The sequence below is a fragment of the Sphingobium sp. CFD-2 genome, from assembly GCF_024611135.1.
Classification (GTDB): domain Bacteria; phylum Pseudomonadota; class Alphaproteobacteria; order Sphingomonadales; family Sphingomonadaceae; genus Sphingobium; species Sphingobium fuliginis.
In genome coordinates this window covers 3,497,913-3,513,558 of record NZ_CP084405.1, presented here as the reverse complement: position 1 = coordinate 3,513,558, position 15,646 = coordinate 3,497,913, and the positions used below count along the sequence as shown (strand labels likewise).

At 64.2% G+C, this 15,646-nt stretch carries 17 protein-coding genes and 1 pseudogene; 12 read left to right on the top strand and 6 right to left on the bottom strand.

The window, feature by feature from the left end:
- Position 1: 1 nt before the first annotated feature.
- From LDB29_RS17400 to LDB29_RS17385, 4 genes are all read right to left on the bottom strand, one after another.
- A complete protein-coding gene (locus tag LDB29_RS17400) occupies positions 2-1,150 on the bottom strand; it encodes a thiolase family protein (RefSeq protein WP_257555015.1) in 1,149 nt (382 codons plus the stop codon).
- On the bottom strand, positions 1,147-1,569 hold the full coding sequence (locus LDB29_RS17395; protein WP_257555013.1) for a Zn-ribbon domain-containing OB-fold protein: 423 nt from the start codon (positions 1,567-1,569) through the stop codon (positions 1,147-1,149). Before LDB29_RS17395 ends, LDB29_RS17400 begins: the two co-directional genes overlap by 4 nt.
- 66 nt (positions 1,570-1,635) lie before the next feature.
- Entirely contained in the window at positions 1,636-2,433 is a 798-nt protein-coding gene (locus LDB29_RS17390; RefSeq protein ID WP_044660519.1) for a helix-turn-helix transcriptional regulator, read from the bottom strand.
- A 2-nt stretch (positions 2,434-2,435) separates the two neighbouring features.
- Positions 2,436-3,053: a TetR/AcrR family transcriptional regulator gene (locus LDB29_RS17385; protein ID WP_025547929.1), complete on the bottom strand. Its 618-nt coding sequence runs from the start codon at positions 3,051-3,053 to the stop codon at positions 2,436-2,438.
- A 118-nt stretch (positions 3,054-3,171) separates the two neighbouring features.
- Between LDB29_RS17385 and LDB29_RS17380 the strand changes: the two genes are divergently transcribed.
- Positions 3,172-3,924, top strand: coding sequence for an SDR family NAD(P)-dependent oxidoreductase (locus LDB29_RS17380; RefSeq protein WP_222886015.1), 753 nt, complete (start codon positions 3,172-3,174; stop codon positions 3,922-3,924).
- Positions 3,925-3,937: 13 nt separating this feature from the next.
- Here LDB29_RS17380 and LDB29_RS17375 read toward each other — a convergent pair whose 3' ends face one another.
- Positions 3,938-4,627 carry a carboxymuconolactone decarboxylase family protein gene (locus LDB29_RS17375; protein WP_257555005.1) on the bottom strand — a complete coding sequence of 230 codons (690 nt, stop codon included), beginning with the start codon at positions 4,625-4,627 and terminating at the stop codon, positions 3,938-3,940.
- 169 nt (positions 4,628-4,796) lie between these two features.
- On the opposite strand from LDB29_RS17375, the gene LDB29_RS17370 reads away from it, so the two are divergent.
- From LDB29_RS17370 to istB, 11 genes and pseudogenes are all read left to right on the top strand, one after another.
- Positions 4,797-5,684: an SDR family NAD(P)-dependent oxidoreductase gene (locus LDB29_RS17370; protein WP_044660516.1), complete on the top strand. Its 888-nt coding sequence runs from the start codon at positions 4,797-4,799 to the stop codon at positions 5,682-5,684.
- Entirely contained in the window at positions 5,681-6,433 is a 753-nt protein-coding gene (locus LDB29_RS17365) for an SDR family NAD(P)-dependent oxidoreductase (RefSeq protein ID WP_061934985.1), read from the top strand. Before LDB29_RS17370 ends, LDB29_RS17365 begins: the two co-directional genes overlap by 4 nt.
- Entirely contained in the window at positions 6,430-7,590 is a 1,161-nt protein-coding gene (locus LDB29_RS17360) for an acyl-CoA dehydrogenase family protein (protein ID WP_257554999.1), read from the top strand. The genes LDB29_RS17365 and LDB29_RS17360 overlap by 4 nt, the downstream gene beginning before the upstream one ends.
- Positions 7,587-9,026 (top strand): DUF1254 domain-containing protein, encoded by a 1,440-nt coding sequence (locus LDB29_RS17355; RefSeq protein WP_257554997.1) that lies wholly within the window; start codon positions 7,587-7,589, stop codon positions 9,024-9,026. The genes LDB29_RS17360 and LDB29_RS17355 overlap by 4 nt, the downstream gene beginning before the upstream one ends.
- On the top strand, positions 9,023-10,093 hold the full coding sequence (locus LDB29_RS17350) for a phosphotransferase family protein (RefSeq protein WP_257554995.1): 1,071 nt from the start codon (positions 9,023-9,025) through the stop codon (positions 10,091-10,093). Before LDB29_RS17355 ends, LDB29_RS17350 begins: the two co-directional genes overlap by 4 nt.
- On the top strand, positions 10,090-10,872 hold the full coding sequence (locus tag LDB29_RS17345) for an enoyl-CoA hydratase/isomerase family protein (RefSeq protein ID WP_257554993.1): 783 nt from the start codon (positions 10,090-10,092) through the stop codon (positions 10,870-10,872). Before LDB29_RS17350 ends, LDB29_RS17345 begins: the two co-directional genes overlap by 4 nt.
- A 75-nt stretch (positions 10,873-10,947) precedes the next feature.
- Complete coding sequence (locus LDB29_RS17340; RefSeq protein WP_257554991.1) at positions 10,948-11,703, top strand: DUF2889 domain-containing protein; 756 nt, start codon at positions 10,948-10,950, stop codon at positions 11,701-11,703.
- A 387-nt stretch (positions 11,704-12,090) separates the two neighbouring features.
- Entirely contained in the window at positions 12,091-12,234 is a 144-nt protein-coding gene (locus tag LDB29_RS29295) for a DUF4172 domain-containing protein (protein WP_306812414.1), read from the top strand.
- Between the two features lie 158 nt (positions 12,235-12,392).
- Positions 12,393-12,617, top strand: a pseudogene (locus LDB29_RS17330) (IS21 family transposase); the annotation flags it as partial.
- A 119-nt stretch (positions 12,618-12,736) separates the two neighbouring features.
- The gene (gene istA / locus LDB29_RS17325; protein WP_082430708.1) at positions 12,737-14,233 is read left to right on the top strand and encodes an IS21 family transposase; all 1,497 of its coding nucleotides are present in this window, start codon (positions 12,737-12,739) and stop codon (positions 14,231-14,233) included.
- Positions 14,230-14,997, top strand: coding sequence for an IS21-like element helper ATPase IstB (gene istB, locus LDB29_RS17320; protein ID WP_054944222.1), 768 nt, complete (start codon positions 14,230-14,232; stop codon positions 14,995-14,997). The genes istA and istB overlap by 4 nt, the downstream gene beginning before the upstream one ends.
- Positions 14,998-15,141: 144 nt before the next feature.
- On the opposite strand, the gene LDB29_RS17315 is transcribed toward istB, so the two are convergent.
- Complete coding sequence (locus tag LDB29_RS17315) at positions 15,142-15,642, bottom strand: VOC family protein (RefSeq protein ID WP_257554989.1); 501 nt, start codon at positions 15,640-15,642, stop codon at positions 15,142-15,144.
- Between the last annotated feature and the right edge of the window lie 4 nt (positions 15,643-15,646).

Here is a 15,646-nt window from a genome sequence, read left to right as displayed (position 1 = left end):
GTCAGCGCTCCACGATGGCGACGGCGGACACGCCCGGCGCGCCATAGACATGGCTGTAACCGAGGCGCAGCCTGCCCGGCGCCTGTCGTGCGCCCGCCTGCCCGATCAACTGCACATAATTCTCATAGACCTGGCGAAGCCCTGACGCGCCGATCGGCTCCCCGCAGGCAAGGCACCCGCCATCGGTGTTGACCGGCAGGCTGCCGCCGATCCGCGTGCGGCCCTCAGCGATCCATGCGGTCTGCTCGCCATCGGCGCAAAAGCCATTCTCCGCCATGTGCATGATCTCGGCCCCCGCCTCCGTGTCTTGGAGTTGCGCGATGTCGATGTCCTCGGGGCCGACGCCCGCCATCTCATAAGCCGCTTGGGACGCGACGCTGGTCGGTGAACCGCCACGCTCCAGATCGAGCGCTGGCGAGAAGACCTCGAACGAACCGGGGGGCCGGGTGCGGACCGCCGCGGCACGCAACCGCACGGCCGGCAGGCCAAGTTCGCGCGCTTTCCTGCCGCTCGCCAGCAGCAGCGCCACCGCGCCTTCGCCCGGCGAGCAGAACATGAATTTGGTGAGCGGGTCGCTGACCATCTGCGAATGGAGGATGGTGTCGATGTCCACGGCTTCGCGCCGCCAGGCATGATCGGCGAGAACGCCGTTGGCGAACGCCTTCTCGGCGACCGCACCCAGCATGTGCGGGGTGATGCCATGGAGGCTCATATAGCGCTGAATCTTCATGGCGAAGAATTGGGTGGTCAGCATCAGCCCCGTCTCGCCATACCAGTCCGGCAATCCCCAGTCCGCCGGCAGGGGCGAGAAGGAGCCGCGCGGGTGCTTGTCGAAACCTACCGCGAGGCCAAGATCGAACTCGCCCGACTTGATCGTGCTGTAGGCGCCGAACATGGCCGACCCGCCGGTCGCGCAGCCGTTGGCGACGTTGATGAAGGGAATGCCGGTAAGCCCCAGTTCCGACACCATCGTGTCCGCATTGCCGGCGGCGTCCGATCCGCCGAAGGCGAACTGGACATCGCGCCATGCCAGCCCCGCCCGTTCGAGCGCCTGGCGAACGGCGAAGACGCCCTGCTGCAGGCCCGAAAGGCCGGGCGTGCGGCCGAAGGGATGAATGCCCGCGCCGACGATGAAGACGTCTTCGCTCATCCCTTAAACCCCTTGTCCGGCGCGAAGCCGAAGCTGGTGCGCAGGGTCCCGTCCGTCATCTCGAAGGGCAGCGGCACGATCCGCATCGCCATGCCGATTGCCAGAGCATCGAACGCCACATCGACCAGACGCCCCTCGACGATCAGCGCCCCATCCAGCTCGACATAGCCCACGGCATAGGGCTCGAATGCTTCCGGGCCGGCATAGGGCGGCGACTTGGGGCGGAAGCGCTGGATAGTCCACGACCAGAGCCGGCCTGTGCGCGGCAGCAGGACGCGCTCGTAGCGCGGGTCGTCTTCCGGTCGCGCCGGAAAGCACAGGCGATGGGTTGCCCGCTCTCTGGAGGCAAACAGCGCAATGCCCTCTGTATCGGGGCAGATGAGGCCGTCGGCTATCGGAACAGGCAGGGTATCGGGCATCTCTTGTCTCCTTCCGAAGACATAGCGCCCGACCGTTCGGTCGGCTTCTGACCAATGCGACAGGGGTTAGTTTATCATGCCCAGAAAGCCGAGCTGCGCTGCCTTGAACATCGTCTGGTCGCGGTTGACCGCGTCCAGCTTCACGGATGCCGATCGGATGTGGAATCGCACCGTGGTGCGTTGCAGGCCCAGGATGATGCCGATTTCCTCGTTCGTCTTTCCGGCAGCCGCCCAGCGCAGGCATTCCACTTCGCGCTTGGTCAAGGATATGCTCCCCAGCCCGGGCCGCGCCCGCGCCGTCACCTTGACATAGCTTTGCACGAAGGCCCGCGCGAGCACGGCCAGAGCGTCCGCGGCGCAGGCATAGGCATCGGACAGGTCATTGGCCTCCGGCTCGGGCGAGAGGAAACTGGCTGCGCCGATCTGCCCGAACGGCAGGTGGATCGGAACTACGATCGCGGCCGCCGTCATGGCCCGGATGCGGAAATCGTGCAGGTCGATCACGTCGAGCAGCGGGTTGGGCAGGCGGGTGAAAAAGCCATGCGCGTTGCACCAGAACGGCTCCGCCTCCACCCGGCAGGCGTGAACGATGGGCGAGGAAAGGGCAAGCTGAGGCACCTCCCACCAGCGCGACTCCTCACCGCGAAAACCAAAAACCTCGCTTGCCAGCACGGCGCCATTCCCGTCGCGCATCGGTTCGCGGGAGGCCACATTATGCGTGACCGCCGTGCGCAACCCGCAAAGGTCCATCACCGCATCGCGCAGCCGCTCCGCCGCCGGTCCTATCCCCCCCGGCTCCGAAAAGCGGACCGCGTCGATCAGGGCGGCGGACGGCATCGTGCAGGAGGGGCCAGCAGCGGACATGATCAGCGGCCTTTCAGGCTCAGCCCCTCGAAAAAGGGCTGGCAGATCGCGTCGGCGACGTCCTCGGGCGGTCTGCGCTTGGCCAGGGGAGGATACCATTTATAGGCCCAGTTGCACATGCCGAGGAAGCCAAGGGTGGTGAGCCCCGGGTCGCACGGGCGGAAATGGCCGTTCGCGATCCCCTGTTCGATGATGCCGCGCACCCGCTGCAGATAGGCGTTGCGCTGCGCCCGGATATGGTCGCGCATCTTGCCTTCCAGATCTTCATAATGGTCCATGAACGCCCGGACATAACCCGGATGCTCCGCGATCTGCCGCAGGATGTCGATGCATGCCGCGCGCAGGCGGCCCAGCGGATCGTCCGACCCCCCTTCCTCGTCGAGACCCGCCAGAAGCGCGCTCATATGAGCGTCGTGCATCGCGAAGAGGATGGCGTTCTTGCTGGGGAAATAATGGTAGAGCGTCGGCTTGCCGAGGCCCACCTCATCCGCCAGCATCTGCATCGACGCCTTGTGATATCCCACCCGGTCGAACAGCGTCGCGCAATGCCTCAATATCTCGTTGCGCTTCTCGTCATGCGCCTCGGTCGTCTGCCGTTTCTTTGTTGCTTCTCGCGCCATCGCCGGCTCTGTTCCCTGTTCTGCGTCCTACCTCTCACAAAGGTAAGTCGACCGTCTGGTCGGTTCCTCCTAGGGATGGCGGCTGGATGAAAAGAATGCAAGCGCGAGGGAGCGGACAATGCAAGTTGAGGGCAAGACAGCGCTGGTCACCGGAGCGAGTTCGGGTTTGGGCCGGCATTTCGCTCGTCTGCTGGCGCGGGAAGGGGCGACGGTCGTGATAGCGGCGCGCCGAGTCGACGCGCTCTCGGCGCTCTCCGATGAGATTGGGCGACAAGGCGGCACATGCATTCCCGTCGCCATGGATGTGACCGATCCGGACGCGGTCGCGGCGGCCTTCCGGCAAATCGAGCGCGACCTTGCGGCGCCTCTCTCCATCCTCGTCAACAATGCAGGCGTAGCCCACATGCGTGCGGCGCTCGATCTCAGCGCAACCGAGTGGTCGCAGGTGCTCCAGCCCAATCTGACCGGCGCCTTCCTCGTGGCCCAGCAGGCGGCGCGCATGATGCGGGGCGAAGGCGGGACGATCGTCAACGTCGCCTCGATCCTGGGGGAACGCGTGTCCAAGGGGCTGGCCGCCTATGCCGCCAGCAAGGCCGGCCTCATCCAGTTGACGAAGGCGCTTGCGCTGGAATGGGCGGCGTTCGACATCCGGGTCAACGCGCTCGCGCCCGGCTATATCGAGACGGACCTCAACCGCGACTTCTTCGCATCCGACGCAGGTCAGCGGCTCATCTCGCGCATCCCGCAGAAGCGACTCGGCCAGATGCAGGATCTGGACGGGCCGCTCCTGCTGCTATGTTCCGATCAGTCGCGCTACATGACGGGCGCGGTCATCGCGGTGGATGGCGGGCACCTCGTCAGCGGTCTTTAAGGACGGACGACCCTCACGCATCCATCGCGGTCGCGCCGATGACCCAGGCGGACAGGCCGGCGGTCGGCACGGCGCAGATCACCGCTTCGGCCACTGCTTCCTCGCTGGCGCCGGCGGTGCGCGCGCCCTTCATGTGAACGGACGCCCATGAACTATAATCGGCGACGAGGACGGTGACGAGCAGCAGTTCCGCATGGACGGGCCCCAGCGCCGTCCCCGACAAAGTCCCCTCGCGCATGAGATAATAGGCGTCGGCGCCAAGGGGCTTGACCTCGAACAGCTTGCCCAGCGAAGGGGGCATGGTGCCGAAATATTGAAGGAAATTGGCCTGCGCCGCGCCATCTTCCACCACCATGTCGTCGTTGGGCCAATCGGGATCGACGGCTTCGGGGTAGATTTCCCGGAAAAGATCATGGAAGCGCAGCGACGCCCCCTCGCCGCGCACGCTTGCCAGGATTGCGATCGCCGCGCCGGCCTCCGCCTCGGTGAGACCGGCCGCCCGGGCTTCCGCCAGTTCCCGCGTCGCAAGTTCCCGATAGCCCTTCATCGTGGCGGCGCAGGCGACGAACAATCGCTTCATCCGGGCGGGGACAGCGCCATCGGTATCGATGATCGCGCGCCAGCGGCGAAATCCCGCGACGGTCTTCGGGGCGTCGCGACGCAGGCGGCCAAGGCTGGCGAGCGGGGGCAGAAGATCAGTCATCGTCTCTCCGATAATGCGTGGACCGTCCGGTCGGTTGAACATGGCTATGCCGCTTCGCGATCCCGGTCAACTTCTGATAAGGAGTTGACGTCCGACCGGACGGTCGACTACATCGCACGCTTATACAGGGCCGATCCCGGTTCGGCCGATGCGAGAGGAGCATGCCCGGATGAGGGACTTCAAGGGCAGGACGGCAGTCATTACGGGGGCCGGCAGCGGCATCGGCGCGGCGCTCGCGCATCTGGCCGCGCGGGAGGGGATGAAGCTGGTCCTCGCCGACATCAATCTTGCCGACCTTGAAGCAGTGGCCGGCACCATCGACAGCGCGGCCATCGCGCTCCACAGAACCGACGTGGCCGATCCGGAGGCGGTACAGGCTCTGGCCGACCTCGCATGGTCGCGCTTCGGCGAGGTATCCCTGCTGTGCAACAATGCCGGTGTCGTCCCCGGCGGCCGCCACCGGCTCGTCTGGGAATATGGGCTGGAAGACTGGCGCTGGGCCTTCGGGGTCAACATGGAGGGCGTGGTCAACGGCATCCGCAGCTTCGTGCCCCGGATGCTGGCCGAGGGACGGCCGGGACATATTCTCAACACCGCGTCCGTGGCCGGCTTCGTGAGCGGCGAAGGCTCCGCCGTCTATGGCGCGTCCAAACATGCCGTCGTCCGCATCACCGAAGCGCTCTATGCCGGCCTGCGTGAGCGGAACGCCCCGATTGGCGTCACGATGCTGTGTCCCGGCTTGGTCGCAACCCGCATATACGAGGCCGAACGATCCCGCCCTGCCCATCTGCGATCCAGTGACGGGCAGCCGGCGGAAGCCGCCGAGTTCCAGTCGATTTCGGATAATCTGTTCCAGAATGCCCCATCGCCTGAGGAAGTCGCCGCGCAGGCGTTCGACGGCATCCGGAATGACCGGTTCTACGTCTTTACCACGACCCGTTACGATCCGGTGATCGCGCAGCGGACGCAATCGATCCTTGCGCGGGAAAATCCGCTATTCGACAGCCTGATTTCGCTCAGCAAGGGCAAGGCTGACGCAGAAGAGGAAAGATCGTGAGCAGGCTTCAGGCGCGGATCGCGCTCATCACCGGCGCCGCTTCGGGCATCGGGCTCGCCACCGCACGGCGCTTCGCGGCGGAGAGCGCGACACTCATCCTGGCGGACCGCAATGGAGATGCCCTGTCGGATGCGGCCAAGTCCCTGCCGGGCGACGGCCATGAGGTCGCCGTCATGGACGTCACCGATGAACAGGCATGGGTTGCGCTGGCGGATCGGATACGAACACGGTTCGGCACGCTCGACATCCTCGTGAACAATGCCGGGTTCGGCAAGTTCGCGTCGATCGCGGACACGACATTGGCGCAATGGCGCTCGATCATTGCCGTCAATCTCGACAGTGTTTTCCTGGGCACCAAATATATGATGCCGCTGCTCGCCGCCTCGGGCCGGGGCGCGATCGTCAACATGTCGTCCATTCGGGGCATCGTGGCCGGGGCGGGCACCGGCTCCTACAGCGCGGCGAAGGGGGGTGTCCGGATGTTCACCAAGGCGACCGCCCTCGAATGCGCTGCCGCCGGCAATGGCGTGCGGGCGAACTCCATTCACCCCGGTCACATCGCGACGCCGCTGACCGCGCCTGCCTATGCCGATGCGGAAACAGCCAGGAGCCTGCTGGCGGATGTCCCGCTCGGCCGGATCGGGGAAGCGGAGGAGATAGCAGATGGAATCCTGTTCCTGGCAAGCGACGAGTCCCGCTACATGACGGGCGCCGAACTTGTGATCGATGGGGGGAGCACCGCGCAATGACCGAGCGAGCGAACAGCATCGCCTCGAAGGTGGAAGCCTTCGTCCGGACCGTGGTCATTCCCTATGAAAAGGACAGTCGCCTCGGCTTCCATGGCCCGGAAGACGCGCTCGTTGCGGAGCTGCGCGCAAAAGCACGCGATGCAGGCGTGCTGACCCCGCATGTCCTGCCTGACGGATCGCATCTGACGCAGCGGGAAACGGCCATCGTCCTCATCAGGTCGGGCCTGTCGCCGCTCGGCCCCCTCGCCTGCAACACCGCCGCGCCTGACGAAGGCAATATGTATCTGCTCGGAAAGGTCGGCAGCGCCGAACAGAAGACGCGATTTCTCGCCCCCCTGGTGAGGGGCGAGGCGCGCTCCGCCTTCTTCATGACCGAGCCTGCCGAAACCGGCGGCGCGGGGTCCGATCCGTCGATGATGCAGACGACCTGCCGGCTCGACGGCAATCATTGGGTCATCAACGGCCGCAAGAAGTTCATCACCGGGGCGGAAGGTGCGCGCGTCGGCATCGTCATGGCCCGGTCGGACGAGGGCGCCTGCATGTTCCTTGTCGACCTGCCCAACCCGGCGATCCGGACGGTGCGCGTGATCGACACGATCGACAGTTCGATGCCCGGCGGGCACGCGGAGGTCGACATCGTCGATCTGCGCGTTCCGGCGGACCAGATGCTGGGCGCGAGCGGAGAAGGCTTCGCCTATGCGCAGATACGCCTCAGCCCTGCCCGCCTGTCCCACTGCATGCGCTGGCTCGGCCTCGCGACGCGCGCGCAGGAAATCGCCACCGACTATGCCTGCCGCCGCCACGCCTTCGGCAAGCCGCTGGTCGACCATGAGGGCGTGGGCTTCATGCTGGCGGACAATCTGATCGACCTGAAGCAGGCCGAACGCATGATCGACTGGTGCGCGGGCGTTCTCGACACGGGTTCGCTCGGCACGGCGGAAAGCTCCATGGCGAAGGTCGCGGTGTCGGACGCGCTGTTCCGCGTCGCCGACCGCTGCGTTCAGGTGATGGGCGGGACAGGAGTGTCCGGCGACACCATCGTCGAGCAGGCGTTCCGGGAAATCCGCGCCTTCCGCATCTACGACGGCCCGACCGAGGTCCATAAGTGGAGCCTGGCCAAGAAGATCAAGCGCGACTGGAAGGCGGCGCAGGGATGAACGCTGGACGATGGATGCCGGCCATGCGGCCGATGCTGGTCCTCCTGCCGATCCTTATGTCGACCGCTGGACATGCCGAGCCAGCAAACTTCGCCGCGCCGGAAGCGCCCACTTCGCAAGTCGGATATGGCGAGGACCTGCTGCCCAGGGACGAGAAGGACCGCGCCGCCCTGCTCCGGACCGTCGCATTCGATGCGACCGTCTATGGCATGGCTGCCTATCTGCATTATGAGCAACTCTATCGGCAGGTGTTCGATCGAAGTTCGAGCAATTATACCGGATTCAACCGCTTCGCGCATGAGAGGAACCTGGCGGGGCCGGACTATGCCACCTTCAAGGTGCCCAATACGGACACGCTTTACTCCACCGCCTGGATCGACTTGAGCAAGGGGCCGGTCGAAATCGACATCCCGGCCACGCAGCTCAAATATTTCACGCTCAACATCTTCGACATTTTCGGCAATCCCAGCAATCTCAGCAATCGCACGATAGGCGTCAAAGGCGGCCGCTTCCTGCTGGTGCCGCGCGGCTGGCGCGGCATCCCGCCCGCCGGGGTCACGGTCTATCCAGCCGCCACCACCCAGCTATGGATCCTGATGCGCGCCTTCGCCCAGTCCGACGCCGAAGTCCGGACTGCGCGTGCTTTTCAGGATGCGGTCCGGATCATCGTTCCGGAAGGCGAAGGGACGGCGGACTCTGATGGCGAAACATCGCCACCACCACCCGCCTCTGGCGCTATCGGCTATTTCCGGGCGCTCGACTATCTGCTTCGGGCCAATGGCTGGCAGCCGGGCGAGGAGGCGCTTGTGTTGCGATTCCGGCCGATCGGCATAGCGGGCGACCACCCGTTCAACCCTGACAGGCTGACCCCGGCCATGCGAGCCGCGATCGAAAGCGGTTATGCGGAGGCGCTGGACATGCTCACACGCGCCAAGTCGCAATTGGGCGAACCCACCGGCACGGGCTGGATGAAGGTCAACAAGGGCGTTTACGGTTTCAATTATCTGCGCCGGTCCGTCATCAACATGGCCGGCCTCGGCGCGAATGTGCGGGAGGAAAATGCGTCCTACACCACGTTCGCGGACGGCGATGGATCGGCGCTGGACGGCGCGTCGTCACGCTACATGCTGCGGCTGCAAAGGCCTCCGCCCGTCAACAGCTTCTGGTCCGTCACCCTCTACGACGCGAAGACCTTCGCCCTTCATCCCAATCCGCTGCGCCGCTATCTGGTGAGCGACCGGACAAAGGGCCTGAAGATGCAGAAGGACGGTTCCATCGAAATCCGCATCCAACACGCCGCATCCTCCGATGGAAACTGGCTTCCCGCACCGGCTGGCCCATTTTTCGTGGTGATCCGCGCCTATGGGCCAAAGCCCGACATGCTGAACGGCCAATGGCTGCCCCCGCCCATTTCAAGGGAAGGCGACGCACGATGAATGCCCTGGTCGAAGACAATAGCGGCACTGCCGCCGTCCGCCCCGGCTATGAGCTGGATCTGGGAGCGCTGGACGCCTGGATGCGCGCCAATGTCGCCGATTATGGCGGGCCGCTCACGGTCGAGCAGTTCAAGGGCGGGCAGTCCAATCCGACCTACAAACTGATCACGCCGGGCAAGAGCTACGTCCTGCGCAAGCAACCGCCCGGCCCCCTGCTCAAAGGGGCCCATGCGCTCGACCGGGAGGCGAGAGTGCTCGCCGGCCTCTCCGGGGCAGGATTCCCGGTCGCCGCCGTCCATGGCCTGTGCACCGATCCCGCGGTCATTGGCACGATCTTCTACGTCATGGACATGGTGGAGGGCCGCATCTTCTGGGATGCCGCGATCCCCGACCTGTCCCCTGCAGAAAGAGCCGCGCTCTTCGATGCGATGAACGCCACGATCGCCGACCTCCACAGCATCGATCATGTGGCCGCCGGCCTTGCGGACTATGGCCGACCCGGAAACTATTTCGAACGGCAGATCGCCCGCTGGTCCCGCCAATATCTTGAGGACGCGGAGGCGGGCCGCGATCCCTATATGGACAGGTTGGTGGAATGGCTCCCCGCCCACATCCCGCCGGGCGAGGAAACGAGCATCGTCCATGGCGATTTCCGCATCGACAATCTGATCTTCCACCCGACGCAGCCGCGCGTGCTGGCCGTGCTCGACTGGGAGCTTTCGACGCTCGGCCATCCGGGCGCCGACTTCGCCTATCACGCGATGATGTATCGGATGCCGCCGCATATCGTCGCCGGCCTGGGCGGGAGCGACCCCGCCGCGCTCGGCATAGCCGATGAAGAGGCCTATCTCGCCGCCTATTGCAGGCGCCGGGGGTTGGCGGACATGCCGGGCTACGACTTCTATATCGCCTTCAACTTCTTTCGCCTCGCCGCCATCTTCCATGGCATCAAGGGCCGGGTCATCCGCGGCAACGCATCCTCCGCGCAGGCGCGCGAGCGCGTCGCGGTGCTGCCGGAACTCATGCGTCTGGCGTGGCGGCAGGCGGAAATAGCCGGCGCCCGATGAACAGCCCGGCCATCACGCTCGACATCGAGGACGGCGTCGCCTGGCTGACGCTGGCGCGCCCCGAAAAGCGCAACGCCGTCGATCCTGAATTCGCATTCCGCCTGCATGAACTGGCGGAGCACTGCGCGGCGGACCAGCAAATACGCTGCGTCGTCCTGACCGGAAGCGGCAAATTCTTCTGCGTCGGCGGCGACATCGATGCCTTCTCCGCCGCCGGGGAAGATGCCGAAGCGGCGGTCGGTGCCCTCGCGCGCGGTTTCCATGCCGGCATTCATCGGCTTGCCACGATGGAAAAGCCTCTGGTCACCGCAATCAACGGCCCCGCGGCCGGCGCGGGGCTCAGCCTTGCGATATTGGGAGATATCGCGCTCGCAGCCGCCTCCGCGTATTTCACTTCGGCCTACAGCGCCGTCGGGCTGACGCCGGATGGCGGCGCATCATGGTGGTTGCCGCGCCTGATCGGGATGCGGCGGGCGCAGGAGATGCTGTTCACCAATCGACGGATCGGGGCGGAGGAAGCGGCGCAGTTCGGCCTTGTGACGCGCGTGGTCACCGACGATGCGCTCCGCGCCGAGGCGTCGACCGTCGCGTCGGCGCTCGCGAAGGGGCCGATCCGCGCACTCGCCAGATGTCGCGCCTTGTTGATGGAATCGGCAACCGCCGACCTTTCCGCCCAGCTGGAGCGCGAAGCCGCCTCGATTGCCGAATCGGCCGGTGCGGCGGAGGGGCGGGAAGGAGTCGCCGCCTTCCTGGCGAAGCGACCGCCGCGTTTCATGTAACCGCAGGGCGATGGACAAAGCGCGCTGCAAGCCGCATGAACGTCGCAACCATGTCGGCAGGTTCGCGCCCTTGTCATGAGACCTAAGCAACTCAACTTTCCACTCAATCCCGATTACGGGACCGGCGCCACCATTCGCCGCGTATCCCTGCGCGCGCAATCCCATCGGGTCGACGCGCATCTCCTCGACAATTTTCACGAGATGCGCTGTTCCATCGTGCACGACTGCTCGATCGTGACCGCCATTACCGGCGAAAGCGTCCGCATTCCCACCACGGCATGCCCTGCCGCAGTCCACCAGCTTCAGTCCTTGGTGGGCCTGCCGATCAGCACGCCAACCCGCGACTTTTACGCCGGGGGGATTGCACGCCATCATTGCACCCACCTTCTGGACCTGGCGGTCATGGCCATTGGCCATGCTCAAAGACCATCGACGGAGATACTCTATGAAGCGGAGGTCCCTGACGAACTCGAATTGTCTGTCCCCATGACGATCTGGCGAAATGGTCGGCTGGCCTGTCGCTGGCTCGTCCGGCAGGGCGCGATCCTAGAGCCGCTGGAGCTTCGGGGAAGGCCATTGGGAACCGGCTTTGCCGCATGGGCCAGTCTGGTTTTCGAGCAGGATCAACTTGAAGCCGCCACCATCCTGGCGCGTACCTGGCTCATAGCCATCGGTCGGCGCTACCGCCCCTCACAAGCTGCGGGTCGCCCTGCCCGCGACAATCCGGAGATGCTCGGACGATGTTACGCCTACAGCACCGGACCAGTGGAAACCGCGGTCATGACCGGAGAGAAGGAGGCTCATCTGCACCGTCTCCAGCGTGAAGCATAGGCACTTTTGATATTCAGGAACCATGGTCTCGACGGCGTAGCGGAAGATGCGCCCAAGGAAGGTCCGCATAGGACGCGCTTTCGTAGCGGCTCGTTGCATCGATGGAGCGCAGAAGAGGACTCGAAAATCTCGCTAGTGATTTGATAAATAGTCATTTTTTATGACATCATCAGCCGATACCCTCGTCGATACCCTATAACTTTTTGATCATGAGGTTCGAGTCCCAAAAGCTTCAGATCGCTGACTTCGCGTTGCCGATTCGTTGCCGTCGTTAGCGAGTGGCGCTTGGCCTCCCATCCGACCGGATGCCTATTCTGAGCGATAGGGGCATCTTTTATAAATCAAATAATGCTGATATTTGATCGATAGAAAGGAGTGCTGTCGATCATGCGTTGGAACTGGCAACAACCCGACTGGCCTCACTTCGCCTATGACGCGACGCGTATGAGAGGCCGTGAGGACCAGTTTCTGAAGGGTGCCGGTATTCTGGTCGGTGTCATGGCCCACCTCGATGCCGACGATCGTCAGTGAGAACGGCGGTGCAAAATTAGACCACGGTGGCGGCGGCGAAGTGCTGCTGCGGGCGGCGTAAAAGTCGTCCACTTTGCCTTCTTTGCGCGAGCAGGGAGGGCGTGGAGATATATACCGTGGATCTTTACCTGAAGGTGCGTCTTGCTTGCGCGGGCGGCATGAGCCAGCGTGAGGCGGCGAAGCATTTCAACGTATCGCGCGACACGGTCCGCAAGATGCTGTCGTATTCGGAGCCCCCCGGTTACCGCCGGACGGCGGCGGTGCGGCGGCCCAAGCTGGAAGCGTTCGTTCCGATCATCGATGCATGGCTTGATGGTGACCGTCAGGTTCCGCGCAAGCAGCGTCATACGGCGAAGCGGGTATTTGACCGCCTTCGCGAAGAGTGAGAACGGCGGTGCAAAATTAGACCACGGTGGCGGCGGCGAAGTGCTGCTGCGGGCGGCGTAAAAGTCGTCCACTTTGCCTTCTTTGCGCGAGCAGGGAGGGCGTGGAGATATATACCGTGGATCTTTACCTGAAGGTGCGTCTTGCTTGCGCGGGCGGCATGAGCCAGCGTGAGGCGGCGAAGCATTTCAACGTATCGCGCGACACGGTCCGCAAGATGCTGTCGTATTCGGAGCCCCCCGGTTACCGCCGGACGGCGGCGGTGCGGCGGCCCAAGCTGGAAGCGTTCGTTCCGATCATCGATGCATGGCTTGATGGTGACCGTCAGGTTCCGCGCAAGCAGCGTCATACGGCGAAGCGGGTATTTGACCGCCTTCGCGAAGAGCACGGTTTCACCGGCGGCTACACGATCATCAAGGATTACATCCGACAGCGCGAGCAGCGCAGCCGGGAGATGTTCGTGCCGCTGGCGCATGCGCCCGGCCATGCCCAGGCAGATTTTGGTGAGGCCATGGTCGAGATCGGCGGTGTTGTGCAGAAGGCGCATTTCTTCGTGCTCGATCTACCGCACAGCGACGCCTGCTACGTGCGCGCCTATCCCGCTGCCGTTGCCGAGGCATGGATGGACGGCCACGTGCACGCCTTCGCGTTTTTCGGCGCGGTGCCGCTGTCGATCGTCTACGATAACGACCGCTGCCTGGTCTCGAAGATCCTGCCCGACGGCACGAGGCAGCGCGCCCGGCTGTTCAGCGGCTTCCTGTCGCATTACCTGATCCGCGATCGTTACGGCCGTCCCGGCAGGGGGAACGACAAAGGCAGTGTTGAAGGGCTGGTCGGTTATGCTCGCCGCAACTTCATGGTGCCGATCCCCCGGTTCGCGACGTGGGAGGCGTTCAACCTGTGGCTCGAGGAGCAATGCCGCAAGCGTCAGAACGACCGGCTGCGGGGCGAGAGCGAGACGATCGGCGAGAGGCTGAAGCGCGATCTGGCGGCGATGCAGGAACTGCCGGCTGCCCCGTTCGAGGCTTGTGACCAGACCAGCGGCCAGGTCTCGTCGCAGGCGCTGGTGCGTTACCGGACCAATGATTACTCGGTGCCGGTGCGCTTCGGCCATCAGGAGGTATGGATCCGGGGCTATGTCGGCGAGGTGGTGATCGGCTGCCGGGGCGAGGTCATTGCCCGTCATGTGCGCAGCTACGAGCGCGAGGACGTGATCTTCGATCCCATCCATTACCTTCCCCTGATCGAACAGAAGATCAATGCGCTCGATCAGGCAGCGCCCCTGCAAGGCTGGCACCTGCCCGAAGCGTTTGCAACGCTGCGCCGCCTCATGGAAGCTCGTATGGGCAAGCATGGTCGGCGCGAGTATGTGCAGGTGCTGCGTCTGCTGGAGAGCTTCACGCTTGCCGATCTGCATGCGGCCGTAAAGCAGGCTCTCGATATCGGGGCGATCGGCTTTGATGCCGTGAAGCATCTCCTGCTGTGCCGGGTGGAGCGCCGACCACCCCGATTGGACATGGCGATCTATCCCTATCTGCCCAGAGCCAGGGTGGAGACGACATCGGCGCGCTCCTACATGCAGTTGCTCTCGGGCGATGCGAAGGATGCGGCATGAGCAGTCCGTCCCCCGAGCTGTTACTGGCCAGCCACCTCAAGACGCTCAAGCTACCAACCTTCCTGCGCGAGCATGACAAGCTGGCCCGGCGATGCGCGGCCGAGGGCGCAGATCACGTCCGCTACCTTGCCCGGCTTGTCGAACTGGAGCTGATCGACCGGGAACGCCGGATGGTCGAGCGCCGGATCAAGGCTGCGAAGTTCCCGGCCGCCAAGAGCCTCGACAGCTTCGACTTTGCCGCGATCCCCAAGCTCAACAAGATGCAGGTGCTGGAACTGGCACGCTGCGACTGGATCAACCGCCGCGAGAACGTCATAGCCCTTGGTCCCTCGGGAACCGGCAAGACCCATGTGGCGATCGGCCTCGGCCTTGCCGCCTGCCAGAAGGGCCTGACGGTCGGCTTCACCACCGCGTCCGCGCTGGTCAGCGCGATGATGGAGGCACGCGACGAACGCCGCCTTCTGCGCCTCCACAAGCAAATGGCCGGATACAAGCTCCTCATCATCGATGAACTGGGGTTCGTGCCGCTCTCGAAAACCGGCGCGGAACTGCTGTTCGAGCTGATCTCGCAGCGTTACGAGCGCGGCTCGACGCTGATCACCAGCAACTTGCCGTTCGACGAGTGGACCGAAACGTTCGGCTCCGAGCGCCTGACAGGCGCGCTCCTCGACCGGCTTACCCACCACGTCTCCATACTCGAGATGAACGGAGAGAGCTATCGTCTGGCCCAAAGCCAGGCGCGCAAGGCACGCTCCAACCCCTGACAGAAAAGACCATCCGTGTGTTGGCGACCCCCACTCGGGCTACGCCCTCGCGGCGCTCGCCAGCACACGGATCACCCGGCCTGATTTTGCGCCGCCCAATGGCCGACTTTTACTCCGCCGTTGACATCAGGAGCATGAAATACTTCAGGTGGCCGTCAGCCAGTCCACCAGCGGCTTCGTGAACCTCGTGTCTCCTCCTTGCAAGTCAGCCGATAACCGCGCCGTGACTTCCTGAAATACCCAGCGATTGCCATCAGGATCGCTGAAGGAAGCGTAGCTTGCATAGCTTTTCCGCTCGGGATTGGGACCGCAGGCGATCTTGTCCGCATCGATATGGTGGAAGACACCGCCATCGTCATGGAACAGTTCGCCGATGCCGATTCCGTCCGCAATCAGTTGGTCGCGGACCGCGACGATATCCGAAACGATCAGGTGCAGCCCTTGAACCGAACCGGGCTCGGCCGTTGTAATTCCCTTGCCAAAGATGATCGAGCATCCCGATCCTTGTGGGGTGAACTGAACGATGCGGTAATCCTCGTCCGAGGAATAGTCGATGTCGAGCCTCCACCCGAGGCGGTTATAGAATTGTTTCGCGCGATCGACATCCGAAACGGGGATCACGACGACTTCGAGCTTCATTTCCATGAGG

Coding starts and splice junctions, on each gene's coding strand:
- LDB29_RS17370 (WP_044660516.1), top strand. CDS start 4,797: ATGAGGGACTTCAAGGGCAGGACGGCAGTCATTACGGGGGCCGGCAGC.
- LDB29_RS29295 (WP_306812414.1), top strand. CDS start 12,091: ATGCGTTGGAACTGGCAACAACCCGACTGGCCTCACTTCGCCTATGAC.
- LDB29_RS17355 (WP_257554997.1), top strand. CDS start 7,587: ATGAACGCTGGACGATGGATGCCGGCCATGCGGCCGATGCTGGTCCTC.
- istB (WP_054944222.1), top strand. CDS start 14,230: ATGAGCAGTCCGTCCCCCGAGCTGTTACTGGCCAGCCACCTCAAGACG.
- LDB29_RS17345 (WP_257554993.1), top strand. CDS start 10,090: ATGAACAGCCCGGCCATCACGCTCGACATCGAGGACGGCGTCGCCTGG.
- LDB29_RS17400 (WP_257555015.1), bottom strand. CDS start 1,150: ATGAGCGAAGACGTCTTCATCGTCGGCGCGGGCATTCATCCCTTCGGC.
- LDB29_RS17390 (WP_044660519.1), bottom strand. CDS start 2,433: ATGTCCGCTGCTGGCCCCTCCTGCACGATGCCGTCCGCCGCCCTGATC.
- LDB29_RS17340 (WP_257554991.1), top strand. CDS start 10,948: ATGAGACCTAAGCAACTCAACTTTCCACTCAATCCCGATTACGGGACC.
- LDB29_RS17360 (WP_257554999.1), top strand. CDS start 6,430: ATGACCGAGCGAGCGAACAGCATCGCCTCGAAGGTGGAAGCCTTCGTC.
- LDB29_RS17350 (WP_257554995.1), top strand. CDS start 9,023: ATGAATGCCCTGGTCGAAGACAATAGCGGCACTGCCGCCGTCCGCCCC.
- LDB29_RS17385 (WP_025547929.1), bottom strand. CDS start 3,053: ATGGCGCGAGAAGCAACAAAGAAACGGCAGACGACCGAGGCGCATGAC.
- LDB29_RS17380 (WP_222886015.1), top strand. CDS start 3,172: ATGCAAGTTGAGGGCAAGACAGCGCTGGTCACCGGAGCGAGTTCGGGT.
- LDB29_RS17375 (WP_257555005.1), bottom strand. CDS start 4,627: ATGACTGATCTTCTGCCCCCGCTCGCCAGCCTTGGCCGCCTGCGTCGC.
- LDB29_RS17315 (WP_257554989.1), bottom strand. CDS start 15,642: ATGGAAATGAAGCTCGAAGTCGTCGTGATCCCCGTTTCGGATGTCGAT.
- LDB29_RS17395 (WP_257555013.1), bottom strand. CDS start 1,569: ATGCCCGATACCCTGCCTGTTCCGATAGCCGACGGCCTCATCTGCCCC.